Source organism: Pilimelia terevasa, assembly GCF_014647915.1.
Lineage (GTDB): Bacteria > Actinomycetota > Actinomycetes > Mycobacteriales > Micromonosporaceae > Pilimelia > Pilimelia terevasa.
Window position 1 is genome coordinate 58,296 of the sequence record NZ_BMQC01000011.1, and the last position, 20,460, is coordinate 78,755.

General features: G+C 69.4%; 17 protein-coding genes. 4 read left to right on the plus strand and 13 right to left on the minus strand.

Going from position 1 to position 20,460, the window contains the following annotated elements:
* Window positions 1–13 precede the first annotated feature (13 nt).
* From IEY75_RS15425 to IEY75_RS15440, 4 genes are all read right to left on the minus strand, one after another.
* Window positions 14–1,342 carry an AAA family ATPase gene (locus IEY75_RS15425; RefSeq protein ID WP_189115057.1) on the minus strand — a complete coding sequence of 443 codons (1,329 nt, stop codon included), beginning with the start codon at window positions 1,340–1,342 and terminating at the stop codon, window positions 14–16.
* On the minus strand, window positions 1,339–2,829 hold the full coding sequence (locus IEY75_RS15430) for a hypothetical protein (protein ID WP_189115058.1): 1,491 nt from the start codon (window positions 2,827–2,829) through the stop codon (window positions 1,339–1,341). Before IEY75_RS15430 ends, IEY75_RS15425 begins: the two co-directional genes overlap by 4 nt.
* Complete coding sequence (locus IEY75_RS15435; protein ID WP_189115059.1) at window positions 2,826–3,956, minus strand: hypothetical protein; 1,131 nt, start codon at window positions 3,954–3,956, stop codon at window positions 2,826–2,828. The genes IEY75_RS15430 and IEY75_RS15435 overlap by 4 nt, the downstream gene beginning before the upstream one ends.
* A 67-nt stretch (window positions 3,957–4,023) precedes the next feature.
* Window positions 4,024–4,821, minus strand: a complete 798-nt coding sequence (locus IEY75_RS15440) for a hypothetical protein (protein WP_189115060.1) — start codon at window positions 4,819–4,821, stop codon at window positions 4,024–4,026.
* Between the two features lie 192 nt (window positions 4,822–5,013).
* Between IEY75_RS15440 and IEY75_RS15445 the strand changes: the two genes are divergently transcribed.
* The 4 genes from IEY75_RS15445 to IEY75_RS15460 all read left to right on the plus strand — a co-directional run bounded on the left by IEY75_RS15445 (window position 5,014) and on the right by IEY75_RS15460 (window position 8,848).
* Window positions 5,014–5,646, plus strand: a complete 633-nt coding sequence (locus IEY75_RS15445) for a maleylpyruvate isomerase N-terminal domain-containing protein (protein WP_189115061.1) — start codon at window positions 5,014–5,016, stop codon at window positions 5,644–5,646.
* Window positions 5,647–5,811: 165 nt separating this feature from the next.
* On the plus strand, window positions 5,812–7,767 hold the full coding sequence (locus IEY75_RS15450) for an ABC transporter ATP-binding protein (protein WP_229789744.1): 1,956 nt from the start codon (window positions 5,812–5,814) through the stop codon (window positions 7,765–7,767).
* Between the two features lie 23 nt (window positions 7,768–7,790).
* Window positions 7,791–8,408 (plus strand): NUDIX hydrolase, encoded by a 618-nt coding sequence (locus IEY75_RS15455; RefSeq protein ID WP_229789746.1) that lies wholly within the window; start codon window positions 7,791–7,793, stop codon window positions 8,406–8,408.
* Window positions 8,409–8,422: 14 nt separating this feature from the next.
* Complete coding sequence (locus IEY75_RS15460; protein WP_189115063.1) at window positions 8,423–8,848, plus strand: GFA family protein; 426 nt, start codon at window positions 8,423–8,425, stop codon at window positions 8,846–8,848.
* A 322-nt stretch (window positions 8,849–9,170) separates the two neighbouring features.
* Here IEY75_RS15460 and IEY75_RS15465 read toward each other — a convergent pair whose 3' ends face one another.
* From IEY75_RS15465 to IEY75_RS15505, 9 genes are all read right to left on the minus strand, one after another.
* Window positions 9,171–12,674 (minus strand): DEAD/DEAH box helicase, encoded by a 3,504-nt coding sequence (locus IEY75_RS15465; protein ID WP_189115064.1) that lies wholly within the window; start codon window positions 12,672–12,674, stop codon window positions 9,171–9,173.
* Window positions 12,664–13,425 (minus strand): Hachiman antiphage defense system protein HamA, encoded by a 762-nt coding sequence (locus IEY75_RS15470; RefSeq protein ID WP_189115065.1) that lies wholly within the window; start codon window positions 13,423–13,425, stop codon window positions 12,664–12,666. The genes IEY75_RS15465 and IEY75_RS15470 overlap by 11 nt, the downstream gene beginning before the upstream one ends.
* A gap of 342 nt (window positions 13,426–13,767) precedes the next feature.
* On the minus strand, window positions 13,768–14,526 hold the full coding sequence (locus IEY75_RS15475) for a thiopeptide-type bacteriocin biosynthesis protein (protein WP_189115066.1): 759 nt from the start codon (window positions 14,524–14,526) through the stop codon (window positions 13,768–13,770).
* 16 nt (window positions 14,527–14,542) lie between these two features.
* Window positions 14,543–15,619 carry a lanthionine synthetase C family protein gene (locus IEY75_RS15480; protein WP_189115067.1) on the minus strand — a complete coding sequence of 359 codons (1,077 nt, stop codon included), beginning with the start codon at window positions 15,617–15,619 and terminating at the stop codon, window positions 14,543–14,545.
* Window positions 15,616–18,357, minus strand: coding sequence for a lantibiotic dehydratase (locus IEY75_RS15485; RefSeq protein ID WP_189115068.1), 2,742 nt, complete (start codon window positions 18,355–18,357; stop codon window positions 15,616–15,618). The genes IEY75_RS15480 and IEY75_RS15485 overlap by 4 nt, the downstream gene beginning before the upstream one ends.
* 72 nt (window positions 18,358–18,429) lie before the next feature.
* Window positions 18,430–18,588 carry an FxLD family lanthipeptide gene (fxlA, locus tag IEY75_RS15490; RefSeq protein WP_189115069.1) on the minus strand — a complete coding sequence of 53 codons (159 nt, stop codon included), beginning with the start codon at window positions 18,586–18,588 and terminating at the stop codon, window positions 18,430–18,432.
* A gap of 12 nt (window positions 18,589–18,600) precedes the next feature.
* Window positions 18,601–19,800 carry a methyltransferase, FxLD system gene (fxlM, locus tag IEY75_RS15495; RefSeq protein ID WP_189115134.1) on the minus strand — a complete coding sequence of 400 codons (1,200 nt, stop codon included), beginning with the start codon at window positions 19,798–19,800 and terminating at the stop codon, window positions 18,601–18,603.
* A 150-nt stretch (window positions 19,801–19,950) separates the two neighbouring features.
* Entirely contained in the window at window positions 19,951–20,100 is a 150-nt protein-coding gene (locus tag IEY75_RS15500; RefSeq protein WP_189115070.1) for a hypothetical protein, read from the minus strand.
* A complete protein-coding gene (locus IEY75_RS15505; RefSeq protein WP_189115071.1) occupies window positions 20,097–20,414 on the minus strand; it encodes a hypothetical protein in 318 nt (105 codons plus the stop codon). Before IEY75_RS15505 ends, IEY75_RS15500 begins: the two co-directional genes overlap by 4 nt.
* Between the last annotated feature and the right edge of the window lie 46 nt (window positions 20,415–20,460).

Sequence of the window (20,460 nt, forward strand, 5' to 3'; positions counted from 1 at the left end):
AATTCGAGGGCAGTTAGTGGTGTACGCGGACGCGGTGGTTGGACAGGTGGGCGAGAACGGCCTGGTTGGCCTCCCACCCGTCGGGGAACTTGATGAAGTCCTTCAGGTGCACGGGTTCGGTGTCGGGGTGGGCGTCCAGGAGCTCGGGGATGCCGCGGCGCCCGACCACGATGCAGGCTTGACGGTGGCGGGAGGTCAGCACGCATAGACGGCCGGGGGTGAGGTGGAATGGTGTCGCGTCGATCCGACCGGACAGTGGATGCAGGATCACGGTGATGTCGAACTCTGCGCCTTGCAGCCGATTTGCGGTGTCTACCCGGATCCCGTCCGCAATTTCGCCACGGTTCTGCAATGCTCGGGTGATGGCGGCGACCTGGTCGCGGTGCGCTGCGCCAACGGCGATCCGCGCGGCGGTGAGCCGCCGGCCGCCAGGGGCTTGCTCGCAGACCGTCTCGGTACCGCGTTGCAGGAGCCGAACAGCTACGTCCGCAGTGGCGGTCACCGTCTCAGTGTCGGTGCGCAACGTGTTGCGATGCGGTAGCTCGAGGAAACCCCATCCGGTGCCTGCAGCGAGGTCGATCACTTCATCGACTGCGGCGCGTCGGATCCCGACAGTTGGCACGTGCATCGCGCGTTCGTCGTCGCGCGTGCCGGGGACGAACTCGGAATACGGGTAGAAGGCCGTCTTGATGAGGCGTGCGGCGCTAGCTGGCAGCCGCCAGGTCACTGGAAGTTCGTGCGGAACGATTTCCGGGTTGTTGCGCAGCAGCACGGCAACTGCGCTCTGCATGGGGTCCCAGGGCAGACCGGCCCACCGTTCCCCGTCGATGGGGGAGAACGGATCGAGCTGTCCGGGGTCGCCGACGAACAGCATCCGCTTGAACAGCGGCACGATCAGCAGAAGCATGTCCGAGCGCATCTGGTATGCCTCGTCGACGATGGCCCACGGCCAGGTGCGGACGCTCTGCACCTGCGCCCACTTGGCGGCGGTGCCGACCACGACTCGGCAATCTGGCAGGTCATCGACGCGGGATGCGACTTGAATGTTGGGCAGGAGCAGCATGGGCGACGGCAGGTATCCGTCGCGGGACAGCCGTCCGATGATCAGGCCAGGGAGCCGAGTAGCGATCTTGGCGACGAGGTCGTCCACCTGCGCGTTGGTTTGCGCGACGACCACGACCGTGTCGCCGCCCATGGCGATCTCAGCCGCAACGCGCCCCACCAGCGTGGACTTGCCGGCGCCGGGTGGCGAGTCGACAACGACACCGCGGTGACCGCCGCTAGTGAACGCGTCGAGGATCTCTGCCATCTTGATCTCCGCACGGTCTTGCGGCGCGATCATGACCAGTCCTCCGCAGCGTCCTCAACAGCAGGGGCTGAGTCAGGCGCCGGGCCCCCATGCGTCCATGGGGTTTCCTCCCGTGCCGGCCACGGCCGGCGCCGCACGAACGTCTCCGTCACGCTCGTGTAGGTGACGTCCTCGCCGAGCGCGGGAACGGAGCCAGGCTTTGCGGTTTGGCCGCTGCCCATCCGGTTCTGTAGTTCAAGTGCGACACGCCAGCCGTCTTCGGTCTCGGCGACCGACTCGATGACCGCCTGCTGGCCGTTGCGAGCCGGGTCGTATACGTGCTGCCCCACGTCGAAGTGGATGTGGTCACCAGTCGCCACCAGAACTAGTGGACGCAGCACACTGCGACGTAGCCCGGGCACCCGGCGAGTCGCGTCAACCTTGACGACCTGCCCGGAGAATGCCTCACCAGTGAGGCGATGGTCCGCTATGACCAGCGGGTCGTCGTAGGCGCGCTGTGCTTCGAAGGCAGCCTTTCGCTGTTCCAGCTCGGCGAGTCGATGGGCGCTGCGGCCGGCGTTGTCGCGCTTGGCCTGCGGTCGGCCGCCATCGGCGACGTACCGGTGGAACGAGGTGAACCGGTCACGTTGCTGTTCCCAGCGTTTCGGCACCCGAGGCGCCTCGGGCACATCGGCCAGAAGGCCGATCGCGGTCCACACCAGCTCCCAGGTTGGGCGCATCTGCTCCTCCAGCATGGCGGTCAAGCGCTGGTGAACAGCTCTGTGCGCCGCCGGGGTACGCGCGGTCGCCAAGTCCCGCAATGCGGGTTCCAAGAAGAGCCGGTCGAACGTCGGATCGGTAGCCGGACCGGCCGGTGGACACAGCTGCGGATCCTCCGCTCGGCTGACGGCCGAGGCGACGTCCATCCCCTCGGGCGGGTCGAGCCAGGCTATCTGGGCGGCAAGGTTGCCGTCTTCGAGATCGCTTTGCCCGGTCGCCCACACGGCGGCCACTGCCCGGGTCGCAGCGATCAGCGCGCCGGTGTCAGCGAACTCGGCCTGCTCGGCGAACCAGGTCAGCCAGATGCCGAGTTCGCGCACCTTCTTCGGCACAGCCCACGGTCCTTCGGTCTGACGTAGCCTCGTCATCCGACCCAGCGTGCGGACGAACTCGACTCCTGCCGGGTTTGGAACCCAGATCTGCGGGGCGTCGACGACCCTGACCCGCGCATTCGGCCCCGAACTGGTGGCCTGCGTCCGCTGCGCGGCTGTCTCGATGGGGAACAGCAGCTCGCTGGCGAGCCGGCCGGCGAAGTTCAAGCGCTCCGCCCGTTCACGGGGCTGGCGGGTCACAATCAGGTTCGGCCGGGCACGGTCGCTACCGACCATCGCCGCGAGCGGCGCGTTGGTCTCGCCAGCCAACGTGAGCGGCACGATCACGATCGGCGTCGACGATATGTACAGGTGCCGGAACACCGTCAGTCGCTGCGGGGCCATCGAGTACACCGCCAACGCCTTGGCCAAGGAAGTCAGCGCGCTCATCGGGCAGCCCCGAGAGCCGCCTCGCGCATGTCGTACGCCCTGCGTAGCAGCTCAGCCGCCTGCCGCTGGCCGGCATCTGGCTCCCTCAGGCCAGTGGCCAGTTCGACTGCCTCCTTGATCGAGTCGACGCCGCCGAGGTCCTCGCGTACCACCCGGCCCAGCACCGCGACCGTGCCGCGTGCCTCCGACCGGCATACCCCACCCAGCTCGCAGGCGCCCAGGCACTCCGGCGAGTACCGGGCGGTGACCTGAAAGATCGCCGTCGCCAGTTCCTGGGGGTCACGCGTCGGCTGGCCGGCGTCGTCCAACCGCAAGTCGAACGTAAGGTCCGGCGGCAGCAGTCGCAGTATGCTTTCCACGCTTTCCATCCGGTTCAGCTGGCGCTTCAGCGTCGCCAACTGCTTGCGGACATCGAGCAGTTCCGCCACCGGCTGATTGCTGAAGTCCTTCGGGCACACGAGCACGACGTGGTCAGACACCATGTCAGGGTCCAGCCCGGCCGTCTGCAACATCTCCCGCATAGCGAGCACGTACACAGCGGATTGCTGGGCGGCAGCCGCCACCTTGCCGGAGTCCGCGGCGCCGTCCAATATGGCGAAGGACTTGATCTCCACGACGAAGAATTGATTGCCGAGCTTGAACGCGATCAGATCCGGTTCGATGCGGACCTGCACCCCGTTCACAGTCAGCTGCAGGATCGGGTGGTCGAACAACGTCCCGGTCGGCTCATCGGACTCCACCGCCGCCTGTAGGGCGCGCTGGGATCGGCGCAGTCGCGAAGTGATCCGGTCGTCGGTGTCAGTCGGGTTGAGGTCGTGATAGTGGACCTCGGCGACTGGCAGCCGGATGTGTTCCCGCAACAGGCGCAGTAGCTCAGCACATCCGTCCGCCTTCACCTTCGCTTCGAAGCCTCTCCCCCGAGCAATAGCGATGCTTGACATTTGGCCGATGGAGATGCGGATGCCCAGTCCTTGTGCAATCTGCCCTTTGTCGATACCTGCGGCATCAAGCAGGGTGCGTCGGCGGCAACCGGGATTCGCCGCGAGTGCGGCGAGTGTGCGGGCGTTGTGCGGCTTTCGCGGTGCCGCACCACGTAGAGCGTTCAAACGTTCGTCGACGACAGCCATCTCAACCTTTGAAGGACGGGTCCGGATCTTCGCGGGAACCGGGCCGTCGGATAGGGGGAAGTGGAAGCTAAGTGTTCGTGACGGACCGAACTGCTTTGAGTTGTGCGCCCCCGAACAGTTGTTCCGCATCGGGGAGACGTCGCGCACGGTCCGCAGCTGCCTCGCGTTGCTGGCGGTCGAACTCCTCGTGAATCTTCAGCTCTGCCTTCGCAGCGGCAACGAGCCTTGACGGGTCGAACTCCTGAGTGGAACTGCCAGCGCCTGGAATGTTGTTGATGAACGGCCACAGGAGCCGAATCGACTGCGACCCAAGCTCCCCAGCGCCCTGCAGGTGGCGAACCAGGCGGATCGCGGCGGTAAGGAAGTCGACCCTGGGGGACAATGGACCCATGATGCGACGGTCTAACGGCCACGTGGATATCGCTAGGAGGCCACGCACGCCCACGAGCTGATCCGCCGTTAGGGCAGCACAGATGTAATACGGGCGTGCGTACGGCGCTGCGCGAAACGATCGCTCCTCGTCGCGCCGAAGACTTGCGAGCTTGGTCGCAATAAGTCCGCCCGCGTACAACACCTCGTGCGTCGCGACGATCAACCGAGGCGCCGCCGCAACCCCCAGCACCGTAAGAACCTGATGTACCTGCTCGCGGACGGGGAACAACGACATGGCCGCCGGCAACGTCTCCGGTGGGGACAGCATCGAGTCGTCGGACTCCAGCAGCGCCGAATCCCAACTCAGCTCCGCCGCCCGTAGCTCCGCGCGCAGACGAGGGACAGCGGCACGCTCGCCAGCGGCAAGTGCTTGGCGGAGGCGACCGCGGAGCTGCGAGATCCGCATCTCGAGCTCGTCCATGGCGTTGGGCATGGCGGAGACCGTATCACGAATTCCAAAGTCTTCCAAAGATCTCCAGACTTGCCGGAGAGTCTGCGAGGACGCTATGGCTAGCCGGCGCCGGACGGGGCACACCGAATCCGCGCGGTTCTAGGTGTTTGGCAGCAGCGTGCGCTGCGGGCGGCAGCTCGCCGCCGCACCGGGCCGGGCGCCTAACCTGTGAGGGTGATTCGAGAGGCGTACCTCGCCGCCGCGGCCGTACTCACCGACTTCCTCGACCACCCGGCCGTCGAGGCCGCGTGGAAGGCGCCGAGTCGGCTGCCGAAGATGACCGTCGGGGGCGTCGCGGCGCACCTCGGCAGCGCGATCGAGCGGGTGCTGATCACGGTCGAAGCGCCGCTGACCGGCGAGGCCCCGATCTCGCTGCTGGAGCACTACACCCGGGCGGCGTGGCGGGGCGGGGACATCGACAACGCCCCGAACACCGCCTTGCGCGACGAAGGCGAGGCCGCGGCCGACGGCGGCGCGGCCGGGCTGGTCAAGCGGTGCCGCGAACAGCTAGCCGAGCTGCGCGACCGGCTGCCCGCCGAGCCGGCCGACCGGCTGGTGTTCCACCCCCGGGGCCCCTGGACGCTGACCCTGGACGACTTCCTCGTCACGCGGCTGGTGGAGATCGCGGTACACCTCGACGACCTGGCGGTGAGCGTCGGGCAGCAGGCGCCGGACCTGCCGGAGGAGGCGCTCGCGCCGGTGTTCACCGTGCTGACCCAGCTTGCCGTACACGAGCACGGCCCGACCGCGGTGCTCCGGGCGCTGACCCGCTCTGAGCGCGCGCCGGCCAGTATCGCGGTGCTGTAACCCTCGACCGCATCGCCACGGCCACTCCCCTCCCGTGGAACCACTCGTGATCACGGTGGGTGGTCTTGTCGTAGGCGGCGGGTAGCGTCCCGGCCGCCGGCCCCGGGCGTTAGCCCGCGGCTGGCTTCCCATCGTCGAGCGGTCGGGGGGCGTTTCGTGGGCTGGTTGAAGCTGACGCCGAAGGTGCCCGCCGACCCGGCGGGCATCCCCCATATGAGTGAGTCGGGGTGGCTGAAGCACACCGACACCCTGGCCGGTACCAGCTTCGCCGCGGTCGCCCGCCGCCTGCCCGGCACCATCCGGCAGGCACTGGGCATCGCGTGGGTGGCGAGCCGGATCGACACCGCCGCCGCGCTGCTGCTCAACCTCCTCACCGGGGTAGCGACCGCGTTCGGGCTGCTGGCCACGCAGAGCGTGCTGCAGCAGCTGTTCGCCGCCGGGCCGACACCGGAGCGGGTCCGGGCCGCGGTTCCCGCGCTGGCGGCGGTGGCCTGCACCGTCGCTCTGCGCTCGGGGCTGGGTATCGCGGCCGGGTGGGCGCAGTCGCGGCTCGAGCCACGTGTCGTGGATGCGGTCGAGCGCCGCCTGTACACGGCGACGACGCTGGTGGACGTGGCGGCGTACGACGACCCGGACTTCGCCGACGAGACGTTCCGCTCCCGGCAACGCTCCAGCATCTCCGCGCAGTACCTGGTGCGCGCCAGCATCGACCTGACCGCCGGCGCGGCCGGGCTGGTCGGTACGGCGGTGGCGCTGCTGCTGATCCACCCGCTGCTGTTCGCCGCCCTCGCCGCCGCGAGCGTGCCCGGGGCGTGGACCGCGATCCGCGTCGGCCGGTTGGGCTACCTGGTCGACCGGCTGCTCACCAACCGGCGCCGCCGGATGTGGCTGCTCGCCGAGGTGATGGCCACCCGCACCGCCGGCGCGGAGGTCCGGGCGTTCACCGCGCGGGACTACCTGCTCGGCGAGTACGCCACCGTCGCGGAGGCACAAACCCGCGCCGAGGTCGACACCGCCAACGTCCGCTCCACCATCCGGCTGATCGGTGGGATCGCCTCCGGCATCGCCACCGCCGGCGTCTACGTCCTCCTGGGCTTCCTGCTCGCTGACGACGTTATCCCGCTGGCCGCCGCCGGCACCGCCGTCCTCGCCCTGCAGGCGGCACGGCAATCCACCGCGTTGGCGCTGGTGAACATCAACAAGATCTATGAGGAGTCGCTGTACTTCGGCGACTACCTCGACTTCGCCGCCCGTGCCGCCGCCCTGACCAGCCCTCCCCATCCGGGTCCGGTCGCCGCGCCGGCGAGGATCGATGCGCGGCAGGTGAGCCTGCAGTACCCGGACAGCGACCGCCTGGCTCTGGACAAGGTGACCGTGACCGCACGGCGAGGGGAGACCATCGCCCTGGTCGGGGAGAACGGCTCCGGCAAGACCACCCTCGCCAAACTCCTCGCCGGCCTATACCGGCCCACCGACGGCACCATCGAATGGAACGGCACCCCCCTGACCGGAGGCGGCGAGGCGGTGTGGCGGCACGTCGCCCTGGTGCCGCAGGAGCACGTGCGGTGGCCGTTCACCGCCCGCACGAACATCACCATCGGCAGCCCCACGCAAGACGGCCCAGACGAGCTGGCGGTCGAACGGGCGGCGGTCGACTCTGGTGCGCACGAGGTGATCACCGCCCTGCCGGCGGGCTACGACACCTTGCTCTCGCGCGGCTTCGCCGGTGGCGTCGACCTGTCCGGCGGGCAGTGGCAGCGCATCGCCTGCGCCCGCGCCTTCTATCGCGACGCCCCGCTGCTGATCTGCGACGAGCCGTCCGCGGCGCTGGACGCCCGAGCTGAGCACGCGCTGTTCACGGCGCTGCGGGCCAACGCCGAGCGGCGGATCACGGTACTGGTGACTCACCGGCTGGCGAATGTCCGGCACGCCGACCGGATCTACGTCATCCACGAGGGCCACCTCGTCGAGGAAGGCACCCACCAGCAGCTCATGGCCGCCGACGGCCGGTACGCCGAGCTATTTCAGCTCCAGGCGGCCGGCTACCTCGACGCCGACGCAGCGCGTGTACCCGCGCAGGTCAACGCCGCCCGCGCAGGGCAGCCCGATAAACCGACCTGATCAGCACGAGGATGGAGCCCCCGATGCCCACCGCCGCGGCCGCACGCCAGCGCATCGCCGACCTGGCCACCCGAGTCACGCCCATAGACCATCGCGAGGACGCCGACCGGGCCGACATCCTCGCCTGGGTAGCCTCCGGCCAGCCGCTGTTCCGCACCGCCAAACCGGATGTGCCGGCCAAGCACCTCGCGGTGTACTTCGTCCTCCTCGACGAACCGTCGGGCAGTGTTCTGCTCGTCGACCACATCAAGGCCGGCTGCTGGCTACCACCCGGCGGGCACGTCGACCCCGACGAGGACCCCGCCGTCACCGCCGTCCGGGAAGCCGCCGAAGAGCTCGGCATCGACGCCCGCTTCTACCCGAAGCTCGGCGACGGGCAGCCGCTGTTCCTGTCCGTCACCCGGACCCGCGGCCCCGGCTCCCACACCGATGTCACCATGTGGTTCGTCATGACCGGCGACCGCGATACGCCGATGACCGGCGACCCGGCCGAGTTCGCACGCACAGACTGGTTCAGCCTCGACCAGATCACCGCGTGGGCGCCCGACGCGTCCGACCCGCACATTCAGCGTTTCGTCGCCAAGCTCCAGGAGGCGCTCGCCCTCGCGGTGGAGCGGACCCGCCTAACGCAAGACTCTTGAGGGGATCCGATCCGATGACCAACACCGCCGCCGACGCCGAGGTCCGATCGGGCGGCTGCCTGTGCGGCAAGATCCGATTCACCGTGACCGGGACGCCGGACTACCCGCACGTCTGTAGCTGCCCGCACTGCCAGAAACGTGCCGGCGGCCCGCTGCAGACCTGGGTCGGCTTCCCGCTGACCAGGCTGCGCTGGACCGGTGAAGGCGGCGAACCGACGTGGTTCGACACCTTCCCCGCACAGACCAAGCGGGGCTTCTGCCCGACCTGCGGAAGCCACATCGCCGCGCACGATCACGGCGACAGCACGATCGGCATCAACGTCACCGCGCTGGACCAGCAGGACGATCCCGCGCTGCTGCCCGTCAACCAGTCCTTCCGCGGCGACGCCGTGCCCTGGCTCCCGCAGGTACCCGACACGTCGCGCAGCCCGGTCGGCTAATCGGCGCCCGGCGGCGTCCAACCCGGATGATCGCGCTGAACTGCCGATGAGAGCTGCGGCCGATCATGTCGTAGTCGACGCACTCGATCATGTTGAGGCGGTGCGCCCGGACTGCCCTCCACTGTAGGGAGTCAGCGCGGCGGCGCCTCAGTGCGGGGAGTCAGCTTTGCAAATTACCACGAGCGGAGCAGCAGCATTCCATCGTCGCCAATACTAAGGCGAGGAGACGATGCCGACTTTATCTCGTCGTCCATCGCGGGCTTGTCCGACAGATGGGCGGCGGTCACAGCCCCCACCCGACCGATTGGTGATTTTCGGAGGCTTACGTCCTCCTACTCGGTGTTCTCGGTAGCAGATCTCCCGGCCCGCGGTAGCGCAGGCGGATGCCGGTATCAGCACGGTGCCGGCGGGCGCGGAGGATGCCTTGCCGATCCGCGTCGAGGCGGATATTTGCCTCGCCTAGCAGGTCGAAGCCCGTGGACCAGATGTTGATCTTTCCGGGCGTGGCGTTGGTAATCCGCAGCCACGTGTCGGGCTCGGGAACGTCCCTGTACCAGGTGACGTCCGGTACGTCTTCGGTCTGGTGACTCCATCGGCGGGCACGGCGCCTCCCTGACGGGTTGACGAATGCTTCCCATGCTGAGCGCGATTCGGGCGTCGGCCACGCCGGGTTGAAGGCGTACTCCGGTTCGAGGTTATCGATCCAGTCGCGCAGGCCCTGGGTCGAATCGAAGGTGGCGTCGGCACTCGTGACTGCGGCGATGGCGGCGAGACGGTGGTCGAAGCCGGTGCGGATGAGGACCGAGGCTGCCTGGTTGAAGGTTCCCGTCTCGATCGCCGCCACCGTCGCGCCCGACAAGGTGTCGGCACCGGCATTGTCCTGGGCGGTTTCGTACACCCTGGCGGCTTCCATTCCCCAGACCAGCCGATAGATGACGTCGTCCTCGATGAACTGCGCGATGTCGACGCGGTCGCCGGGTACTTCGCCGAGGGCCGAACCGCTCACCCAGTGCCGCAGAACGTCGCTCCAGTTGGCGAGGTTCGTCTTCGGCCCGAAGACCTCGATCGCGAATACGATTTCGGCGATCAGCACGATCAGGTCGGCGGCCGTCGCGTGGTCTTCCTCCAAGATGGCGGTTTCGGCCTGGCCCGCAAGGGCGATGATGCGACCGGAGACTTGGGCGAGTTCGGAGCCGCCCTGCGCACCGAGCCCGGCCAGGAACCATCCGCGCCGCTGGGACGGCGTGGCTGTCTGCCACAGGTGCCGGGTCCGGCTAGAAACGAGTCCGCGCACGGCTGCCCTTGTGAGGTCTTCGGCGCGGCGGAGCTGCCGGTCCCATAGCGAGTCGCGGAGGGCGTCGGCGACGAGCTGGGTCGCGGCGTCGGCGAGGACGTCTTGGTCGCCGTCGCCGACGATGCTGAGAATTCCGATGTCGAGCAGTTTGAGGTTTTCTCGCCAGCTTGCGGCTGCGTCCTCCTGCGCCGTGGCGTCCTCACCGGTTATCACAGGAAGTGTCCAGTCTGGTCCACCGGTGAGGTACGCGAGCAGGGGCTCAATTTCGGTGAGCCCCTGCGAGCGATACATCCTGCTCAGCAGCGCAAACCCGATTTCGATCAGGCCCGATCGGAGTTCTTTGCCGCCGTCGCCCTGCGTCAGTTCGAACCACTCACGGCGGCGTCCTGGTGTGGGGGCGAAGATGGGGTAGAGGACGAGTCCTTCGGTGTCGACGAACGCGCGGCCGGCGCGGCCAATCACGTTCGCGAACTCTGAGGTTTTGATCAGTTCCCGGCCGCGGTGCAGGCTGTGAAAGAGCACCGCCGAGGCGGACAGGTTCAGGCCTTGGGCCAGGGTCGGCGAGGCGATCGTGACCTTGAGGATGCCGCGTTGCAGGAGACGCTCGATCTCGCGGCGGAAAGGGCCGGGCAGCGCGCCGTGGTGGATGGCCACGCCGAGTTCGAGGCATTTCAGGATGGGATGGTCGGCGCCGAACCATTCCGCGCCCACGACCAGAGCATCACTGAGGTCGACATCGGCCGGCAGCAGAGACGTGATGACGCCTCGCGTGTGAAGGTCGACGATGGCGCGGGCGAAGGGTTCGACGGATTTGCGCACAGGGCAGAAGACCAGGACGGTCTGACCTTCATCGACCAGCCGCCATCCGGTGGCGATAACGTGTTCACGCTGGTCCTTCGGGAACATCTTCTTGCGTCGCCCGCTCGGTGCTTTCTCCTCGAAGTAGTGTTCGATGAATGGCTGCTCTGAGCCAAGAGTGATGGACAGACGTGCATGGTCTCGTCGCCATTCGACGAGCCCGAAGCGCTGCTGCGTCGGGCGCCATGATTCGCGGTGCAGACCGTCCGCTTCGTCGTCGGTGATCCACGCGACAAAGTCGTCCAGCTGAGGCCCCGATGGAAATACGGCTGAGAGGCAGAGGATGCGCCGTTCCGAGGCGTCCGGGCGGCGCAGCAGGCGCTGAATCTGGGCCTCGTAGCGCACCTCGCGTTCGGAGGCTCCGATCATGTGCCCCTCGTCCAGGACGACGAGGCCGACGTCGTCGAGCAACGACGGGTCCGACCGCAGGGCGAAGTCCAGCTTCTCGGGAGTTGCGACGACGATTTCGCTTGAGCGCAGGGTGTCCTCGTCGACGTCGCTGGTTCCCATGCTTCCGTAGAGCGACGAGACTCGGATACCCAATGGGGTGAACGTCCGGGCGAGAATGTGTTCGGTTTGCGCGGAGAGCGCACGCAGTGGGGTGACGTAGACCGTTCGCCGTTGCTGTGCGAGACAGGCCAGGATCGACAGCTCCGCGATGCGGGTCTTGCCGGCGCTGGTCGGCAGCGCGACGACGAGGTCTCGTACGTCTTGGAAGAGTCGGTCGACGACGTTCAGTTGCGAGGGCCACAGGTCGATCTCGGAGCGTTCTCGTGCCAGCAACGACGCGACAAAGGTCCGCCGCAGGTACCGCCACCGCTCGACGCGTTCGGCGGCCCCGGCCGGCGGATCGGTCGGAATGTTGGTCTCCAGGCTGGTATCGAACAAACCGCCGAGCATATGTCGGGTGAGCCGATAGACCCACCACGGCCCGGGGGCGTTGGCATCCGAGGATGCCTGCTCACCCTCCCGCAGCTCGGTGAGAGCGATCTCCAGGAGTGCGCGGTCGCCGATCTCGATCGCGAAGAGCCCGGACGAGACCGCCGACAGGTAGTTTTCGCTCAGTAGCAGAACGACGGGGCCGACCTGGTCGGGTTCGGTGTCGTCGCCCGCCACGCTGTCCGAGGAGTCGAGGGCGACCAACAACGCCTGGTCAGAAAGCTGATCGGATGATCGCAGCGACAAGGTTCGCCGCTCGATCGCGCCGAGGTCACGCATGAGCAGGTCTGCCAGCGTCTCCTCCATCGGAGTTAGTCGTTCCGACTGCCGACTGCCCTGGATCAGTGAGAACGCGCGTGCGGCGAAGCCTCCGAGGTGGCTGGCTGCGCCGGCTACGAGTCCGTGAAAGCTAAGGTCGTCCCCGGGGGCGGCGTTTCGGGTGGCTGCTTCCAGGGCGTAGGAGCTCTGGACGAATCCCTGCCGCGCGAGGTCTGCCTGCTCGGGCGAGTCGTTCTGCGCGATCTCCCACAGCTCAAGACTGGTCGACAGCAACGCATAGCCGTAGTTGAGCAGGTCGGCGTCCAAGAATGCGCTGAAGTTGGGGGCCTCCGGAGGCAGGGTGCCGTTTCGGCGAATCATCGACTGCGCTTGACCTTGAGCCAGAAGCCGGTTGCGGAAGCCTGCGTCGGTCACCGTGGTCAGGATGTCTACCAGTTCCTGCGCCTCACGGGCCACCGGCGGTCACCTTCTCGTAGGCTTGACGAATGAACTGCTGGTGGCCTCGGACGCGCAGTGTGATTGTCAGCTGCGACACGGGACCCTGGTACGCCACGAGGTCTGCCGTCACGTGCTTGCCGGGGTCGTTGCCTGTGAAAAGGAACATCAGATGATCAACGTCGGCCGGGCGGACGCCCGCCAGCTGCAGCTCGAGCACGGCGATGCCGACATCGCTGTCGGGCGTGGATAGGAGCCGCTCGGCGAACTGCGCAAGCGACTGCGCTGAAGGCAGCTCTCCGTTGCGCGACAACCCCTCGCGCGCTTCGACGACGGTGTCGTTATACAGCCGGGCGCGGCTCTTGGCCTCGGCTTTGACGACGCGTGCCTTGCCGTCGGAACTGAGCTTCGCTCCGAGCGCGTCATCGCCTCGCATGGCCCATTCCTGGTGGTCGCGTTCGCTGAGTCGGCTCGGCCCGACCACCCACCCTTGCTCCTCGTGGAGATAGGCGGTCGCGAGGATCTCGCCGATGTCACCGGAGCGGGCGCTGGCCGAGGTGGGAAGTTTGTTGCGAAGGAACTCTGCGACGGCGTCCTTGCCCAGCCGCTCGGCGATGTCCGCGAGCGACCCGGACTTGGTGTACGCGGCGGGTAGACCAGCTGCGACCGCGGCGACTCCCGTGCTGTCGTCGTGCGACTCGATGAGGCCGGCTAGGTGGCCGCCTGTAGGCACCGGCGCATGAACCGTACACCAGCGGCGGAATTCTGACATGTCGTGACGTTCCCGTATCCCTGTCTGTGTCTGAGCGTCAGCCGACAAACTGTATCGAGTAGCCGGAGTAGCCAGGCCCCTTTGCCGCCGTACGTGTTGCGGCTGCCCGATTTGCGACGCTGTCAACGGAAGCCCAGCCGAGCAAGCCGCCGATCACGCGCGGTGCGCCTCATTGATCCGACCAGGTGGCGATGCCAAGCGTCGGGGATGTCCGGGGCTGGTGCACGAAGGGGCAGTCGAAGTGCGTGCCACGAAGCTGCACGCGACGATCGGTGGTCGCAATCGCTGCTCAACCAGGCCCTGAAGCTTCGGTTTGCCGTCGCAATTGCCGGACCTAATGCGTCAGGGGCGATCGCTCCCGAATGTCGCTTCGTGGCCGGCGTGGGCGAGCGCGGCTTGGGTTGTGGCGGCGAGCCCGAGCCGGTTCCAGTGGAAGATCACGTGTAGCGCGAGGACGGCGCGGAGTCCGCGTGTGAGCCTGCCTGCTTCTCGGGTGCGCTGGAGGGTTGCGCCTGCGTTGATGAATGCGGCGTGCCATTCGTCGGTGGTGCGAACGGTACCGGTGATGAGTTGCCCGACGCTCCTGATGAAGCCGCCCCACGTGTGGCTGCTGGGCGGCTGTGTGAAGTGCTCGGCGCGGTGCTCGGCCACGCGTGCCCAGACGTCGCCTTGCTCGTTGAGGTCGAGTCCTGCGCCGCGCATGAGCGCCGTACACAGCACCAGTGACCGTTCCCGCCGGTCGGTCGGCTGGTGCTGGAGGTACCGCAGGAGGTGGCGGCTGTCCTGGTGGAACAGGGTGTGCGAGGTCGTCATCGCCTCTGTGCCGCCGAACGCGTGCGTCTCGGGTTCGTAGATGTCGGGGGTCCAGCTCACGCCGTCGGTGATCAGCTCGTGTGCCCGTTGCTGGCTGTGCTGCTGGTCGGGGGGTAGGTATCGGATGCGCCAGGCGCCCTTCCGGATGTACCACCACGAGGTGATCAGTCCGCTGGACTGGGCGGCTGGGAGAACTCGGTTCAGGTGTTCGATCGCCCGGAGTTCACGCTCGCGGGCGTCCTGGCCGGGGTAGTTGATGTTGATCTGTTGCCAGAGGCTGTCGTCCATGGGTGGGCCTTTCGCGTCAGGCGATGAGGAGGCAGGCGTCCCAGGCGGTTGCGGTGGTGCCCATTCCGGCGAGGGCGGCACCGGTGGTCCCGGTCAGCAGCCCCAGGGGTTCGTCCGCGTCGCCGGTGGCCCGCTGGTGGAGAGCCGCGATGGTGTTGAGCGGTGTCGGGGTGAGCGCGTCGGCGGCGATGCGCCTGGCGGTGGCCAGGAGTCCTGCGGTGCCGTGGCATAGGCCGCCCTCGACGAGCCGACCGGTCTGGTCCGGGTCGGTGACGCAGCAAGCGAAGGCCGTCTCGGCACGGTTCTGCCGGTCGGGTTCGTGCAGGGCCTGCGCGGCGAGCTGTTGGGCGCGGGCGATGCCGGGGGTGCCGTAGCACCAGGACGGCCGCAGCGGTGTCTGCTGGGTCGGGGCCCCACGGTTCACGTCGGTGAGGGTGAGGGTCTGTGGCCACCAGATCGCGCCGTCGGTGTTCTGTTGCCAGGTGTCGAGCCATCGGCAGATCCGCTGGATCGCCTCGGAGTGCCCATTGACGGTGATGCCGTCGCGCAAGGTGAGTGCGAGCAGCGCGAGCGGGCCGGTGATGCCGTGGGCGATGCCGTGGTTGGCGTGGCCGCCGACCGGCGGCGGTTGGTCGCGTTCGGGGCTGTTGCAGCACCACCAGCCGGGAAGTTCAGCTTGGGGTTCGGTGAGCCGGACGAGGTACTCCAGGACGTCGCGGAGCAGGTCGAGGTCGCCGATCCGGCGTAGGGCGACCCCGAGGCCGGTCAGTCCGCGGATCAGGTCGTACTCGGCGAAGTGCGGCAGCGCGCCGCGGTCGATGCGGCGGTGCGCCGCCTCCAGCCGCTGCCGGGTGACCATGACGGTGCCCTCAGCGGTGGTGGCCTTGGCTTGGGCGAGGCCGGGGTGGTCGGCGGCGGCGAGGACGAACGCGAGCGCGGGGGCGCCGTAGAAGAGGCTCGCTCCGGCCGCGATGCTGACGCCGCCCACGGTGGCCTGCCGTAGGGCGTCGCGCGCTGCGGGCCAGTTGCCGGTCTCCAGGTGCAGCAGGGCGACGCCGGCAGCTCCGTCGGCGAGCGACTGCCCCGCGCTCATGCCGTCCGCCTCGCGTGGGCGGTGTGGGCGACGGTGCGGGCCAGGCGCAGGCAGTGCTGCTCGGATGCGGTGCCGACACCGATCATGCGGGCGTGGTGCAGGTGCAGCAGGTCGCCGAGTACCTGGTCCGGGTCGAGCCCGTCCGCCTCGACCAGCGCCCGATAGGTGGCCAACGCTGAGGCCAGGCGCTCGTCGTGGAACGGGACTCGAGCGGCGTCGAGCTGGGCCGGATCCAGCCGCGGGCCGGTGTGTCGGGGGACGTGCGTGGTCAACCAGCGCAGGCCATCGCCGGTGAACCCGTCAGCGATGGTGATCATGCTGGCGGCGGTGTTGGCCTGCCGGTCGCCGGTCAGCCGGCGCAGGGCGGCGTGGGAGTCGGCGGCGAACACGACCTCGGCCGCCGCCAGGATCGGCCCGACGCCGTGCCGGGTCTCCGGCCGGTACTGATGCAGGCTGTAGTCCTGGACGACGGCATCGCCGTGAAGTTCCTCCACCCAGCGGGCGAGGTGGCGGGCGGCGTCCGCGAACCGGTCGACGTGCGGAAGCGGGATGCGCAGCCGCAGGTGGGGTTCGGGCTCGGGGTACCGCAGGAACCACCAGCCCGGCGGTAGGTAGTCGGCGGCGCGTCCGGCGAGGTCGGCGAGGATGGCGTCGACCCGCCCGTACAGGCGGGCCTCCAGCCACCTCGACCGGCCGGGCAGGTGCACGACGGTGCTCGCCCGCCGGGCGGAACGAGGCGGTCGGGTGGCCGGCGCAGGGTCGGTGAGGGTGAGCATCAGCTCGGCGGGGCGGTTGTCGATCCAGCCCGCCGGACCAGGCGCCTCGGTGATCACGGCGCGGCCATGCCGGTCGAGGTGCTCGCGCAGGACCGCCAAGTGCGCGGGCTGGTCCAGGTCGAGGCGCAGTTGTACGTCGTCGCCGCCGATGAGGACGTGCTGCGGAATGTGCCACTGGTGCTGGTGGCGCTGCCACGCGTCCCGCCACTGCGGCCATTCGGCGGTGCGAGCCGGGACCGCGGTGGGCTCGATGGTCCAGCGGGCCGGGTGCAGAATGCTGCGTCCGCGCCGCACGCGGGGTAGGAACGGCAGGCCGGCGGCGTGCCCCCAGTCGAACCGGGTGCACGGCGAGTTGTAGGCGGTCCAGATCTCGGCCAGGAACCGCGTCAGCGGCTGCTGAAGCGACGGGAGCACGCTGTTGCACAGCAACGGCTCGACCGGCTGGCCGGTGCTCCGGGACACCAGCCACAGCCGCCGGCCGTCTCCGGTGACCGCCAGATCCGCCACGGTCCACGGCGGCGCGGGATGGAAGTCGCCGACCGGGAGCACCGGCAGCAGCTCGGGCGTACGGGCCAGGGCCGCGAGGCGGGCGTCCAGCGGCGGGCCGGACAGTTGCACGGTGGCCGCGCCGGGCAGGGTGGTCGGCAGCTCGCGGTATACCCGCTGGAACGAGGCGAACTCGGCGGGCGTGAGCAGGTGCAGGAACCGGCCGGCGGACACCCCGGCGTGCCGTGAGCCGCTGAGCACCGTCAGGACGAACTCGCCGCGGTCCAGATCCCGCAGCGTGTCGGCGGCGAGGGAGAACCGCAGCTCGCTGTGCGGCACCGATGGCCGGTCGTCGCCGCCGCGCAGCCGCTCGATCAGCGCATCATCCAGGAGCACCTCGGCGCACTCGTCGAGCGCTGATTGCTGGGCGAGTTGGCCGAGCAGCCGATCCCGGCCGGTGAACTTCGCGGGTGTACGGCGGGTCGATCCGCGGTATCCGGCCGGGAACCCGAGCACGCTGAGCACGTCGCGCAGGGGCACGGCCGCTCCCGGCCCCCACCGCTCGATGAACGCTCGGTGGTACTCGACCCAGCCCGGCAGCGGCGGCGCCACCGCCACCAGCGTCGCCGCGGCCCGCCCGGCCTCGCGCAGCACCGCCGGCGGAAGGGCGACCTCGACATCGGCTCGCAGGTCGACCGCGACCCGCTCACCGGGATCACGCGTCGTGCCGCCATCCGGTGCGTAGCCGGCAGGGTCGGTGACCATCGCCGGGCGCAGCGCCGACAGCAGCACTCCGGCCTTCACCAGGTCGGCCAGCAGCCGCTCGGCTGCCGCCGCGCCAGCGCCCGGTCCCGCGATCTTTGCGGCGAGGTCGGCGAACCCGATCGGCGTCCGCGCCGCGTCGATCGCGGTCCGGACCGGGCCGGTGAGGCGGACCTCGACATCCCACCGCCGGTCACCGTCGGTGCGGGCGTACGGCAGCACCCACCGCCCGGCGCGCTCGTACCCGAGGGAGTTGGTCATCACCGCGGCCGTGCGCAACGCGGCGAGGTTCTGCTCGACGCGCGCGGTGTGCTCGGCGATGACTTCGCCGTCCGGGCGCGCGACCGCCCGATGGGCTTCACCCACCCGGACGCTCGCGCGGGTACCGAAGTTGACGGGGGCCACTCCGACTAAGGTGCCGAACGGGGTCGCGCGGGTGGTCCACCGCAGCAGGTACCTAACTGCCGTTCCCACGAGGCGGCGCAGCCGGTGCTCCTCGATCGGCTCACCGGACACGACTTGAGTGATCCGCCCGGCGAGGTCCGGCGCTGCGGAGGTCACCGCCGCCGCGAATTGCGGCGATGCCCAGACCGCGGCGAGCCAGGTGCGCCACTCGTCCGGTCCGGCCGAGGCCGGGTCCGGCCAGGCGGGCAGGACCAGATCGTTGGGGTAGGAGGCGACTCGGATCAGCGCCGCACCGGCTGCGGAAATCACGCTTGCACCACCGAGGGGGTCGGCGGGTCCGGCGCCGCGCGGGCGCCGGACCCGGTACGAGGGGTTGGGGGGTCAGTTGCCGCCGTCGCAGCGGGTGGTGCCGGCGTTGGAGCCGGTGTTGCCCGACCCGCAGCCGTCACTGGTGTTGGTGGAGTAGCCGCTGGCGGCGGGGCCGGCGTCGACCAGGCTGACGTCGAGGACGAACTCTTCTTCGATGGTCGTGTCGCTCATGGGCTTGCCTCTCTATGAAGGGTTGAAGGCGAGGACGATGCGGCTGTGCCGCTTGTCCAGCACCGTCCCGGCCGGCAGGTCGCCGTCGGGAGTACCAGCGGGCGCGACATGCAGCACCGGCGAGGGCGTGCCGGCGTCCAGCCACGCGCGCATCTGCTCGACCATCCGCCCCGCCGCCGCGGCAGCAGCCGGCCCGTGCGCGCGGGCGCCCACGTCGAACAGGTCACCGGTCCAGGTCAGGTCCGAGCGGTAGCAGAAGGTGCCGTCGGCCAGCGCGGCGGGCGTGCCGAACCGCCACGCCGGGGCGACGCGGCCGGCGTCGATGGCCTCCTGCTGCGCGGTGAGCACCACGAACTGCTGCCCGTCGTCGGTGGTGCGGGCGGCCAGCCACAGGTCGAGGTCGGCCAGGACCGTGCGCGCCGGCAGGCTCGCACCGGCCCACTCCTGCACCGGCGGCTGGGCCAGCAGCGCGCTGACCGCCTGGGTGTCGATCTGCTGGCCGAGTTCGTCCAGCCGCAGGTGCACGCCCTGCGCGATGTCGACGAAACGCATCTCGTGGGCGCCGGCCCCCTGCATGGACACGAACCCGCACAGCCGCTGGCTGCGGCTGACCAGCCGGTCACCGGTGCGGCGCAGCGCCCACGAGCGAGTCATCCCGAAGGTGCGCAGCGGCACCACCAGGGTGCCGTGCTCGGCGAGCTGGGCGGTCCACGCCGGCGGGATGTCCCACGCCCCGACCGTCACAATGATCAGGTCGTAGAGGCGACCGTCGGCGATCGGCTGTTCGGCGTCGGCGCACACCACGCGCACGTCGTCGTAGCCAGCCGCGATCAGGCAGGCGGTAGCGCGGTCGGTGACGTCGCTGTCGATGTCCACTGTCGTCACCGATCCCGCCGGCCCGACCAGCTCGGAAAGCAGGGCCGCGTTGTAGCCGCCGGAGCCGATCTCCAGCACGTGCCGGCCGCACAGTCCACCGTCCACGGCGTCGGCGGCCTGGCCGAGCATCTCCGCGATCAGCCACGGCGCCGACACCGAGCTGATCGCCTCGTCGCCGCGCCGCTTGGTGACCACCGCCTCATCGGCGCGGTACGCCTGGGTCAGCGGGGCGTCCGGGGTGAACAGGTGGCGGGGGACGGCGCGCAACGCCGCCTCCACCTCGGGTCGCATCGTCAGCCCCTTGTCCCCGTGGTCGGAGACGAGCTGGTCGACCATCGCGGTATGCAGGTCCTCGCTCGGCATGGTGTCGACGCTCACTGGGATGCACTCCTCTTCCATCAGGGCCGCCACGTGGGACGGCTCGGCTTCGGGCTGTTCGGGCTCAACACCGGGCTGAGCGACGGGACTCGAGATCGGCTTGCGCGGTCACGGCTGGCGGGTACGCGATGTCGTCGGCATGCGCGCGGGCGGTGTGGTGTCGGGGACAACAGGCGCCGGAGCCGCGAACGCCGCGGCCACCGGCTCGGATCGGACCGTGCCGGCGCGTCGCAGTTCGTCGATGGTGGGCTCGGTCATCGGTGGCTCCCGGGTTGGGTTGTCGTGGGAAGGAGGCGCAGGTGGGCGGGCGGCGTGCTCCGGGTGGCCAACCGTCGTCGGCCGGGAGCGGATGCGCTCGAGTCAGCGCCGTCGCCCGGCTGGGTCCCGGCGGTCGGGGCGGCGGTGTGCCGGCCGGGGACGGCGAGGACAGCAGCCGCGCGGCGGGCCGCGGGACATGGTGCGGCGGCCAGGCGGGCGGCGTCGTCCAGGCAGCCGGCGCACCAGCCGCCCGGGTCGGGTCGGTGGATGGCCAGGGTGGCGGCGGCGCGGGTGAGCACGGCGTCGAGCTGCACGACGATCACCTCCGGCCGCCTCGGCGCGGCCGGCGGGCGGCTGCCG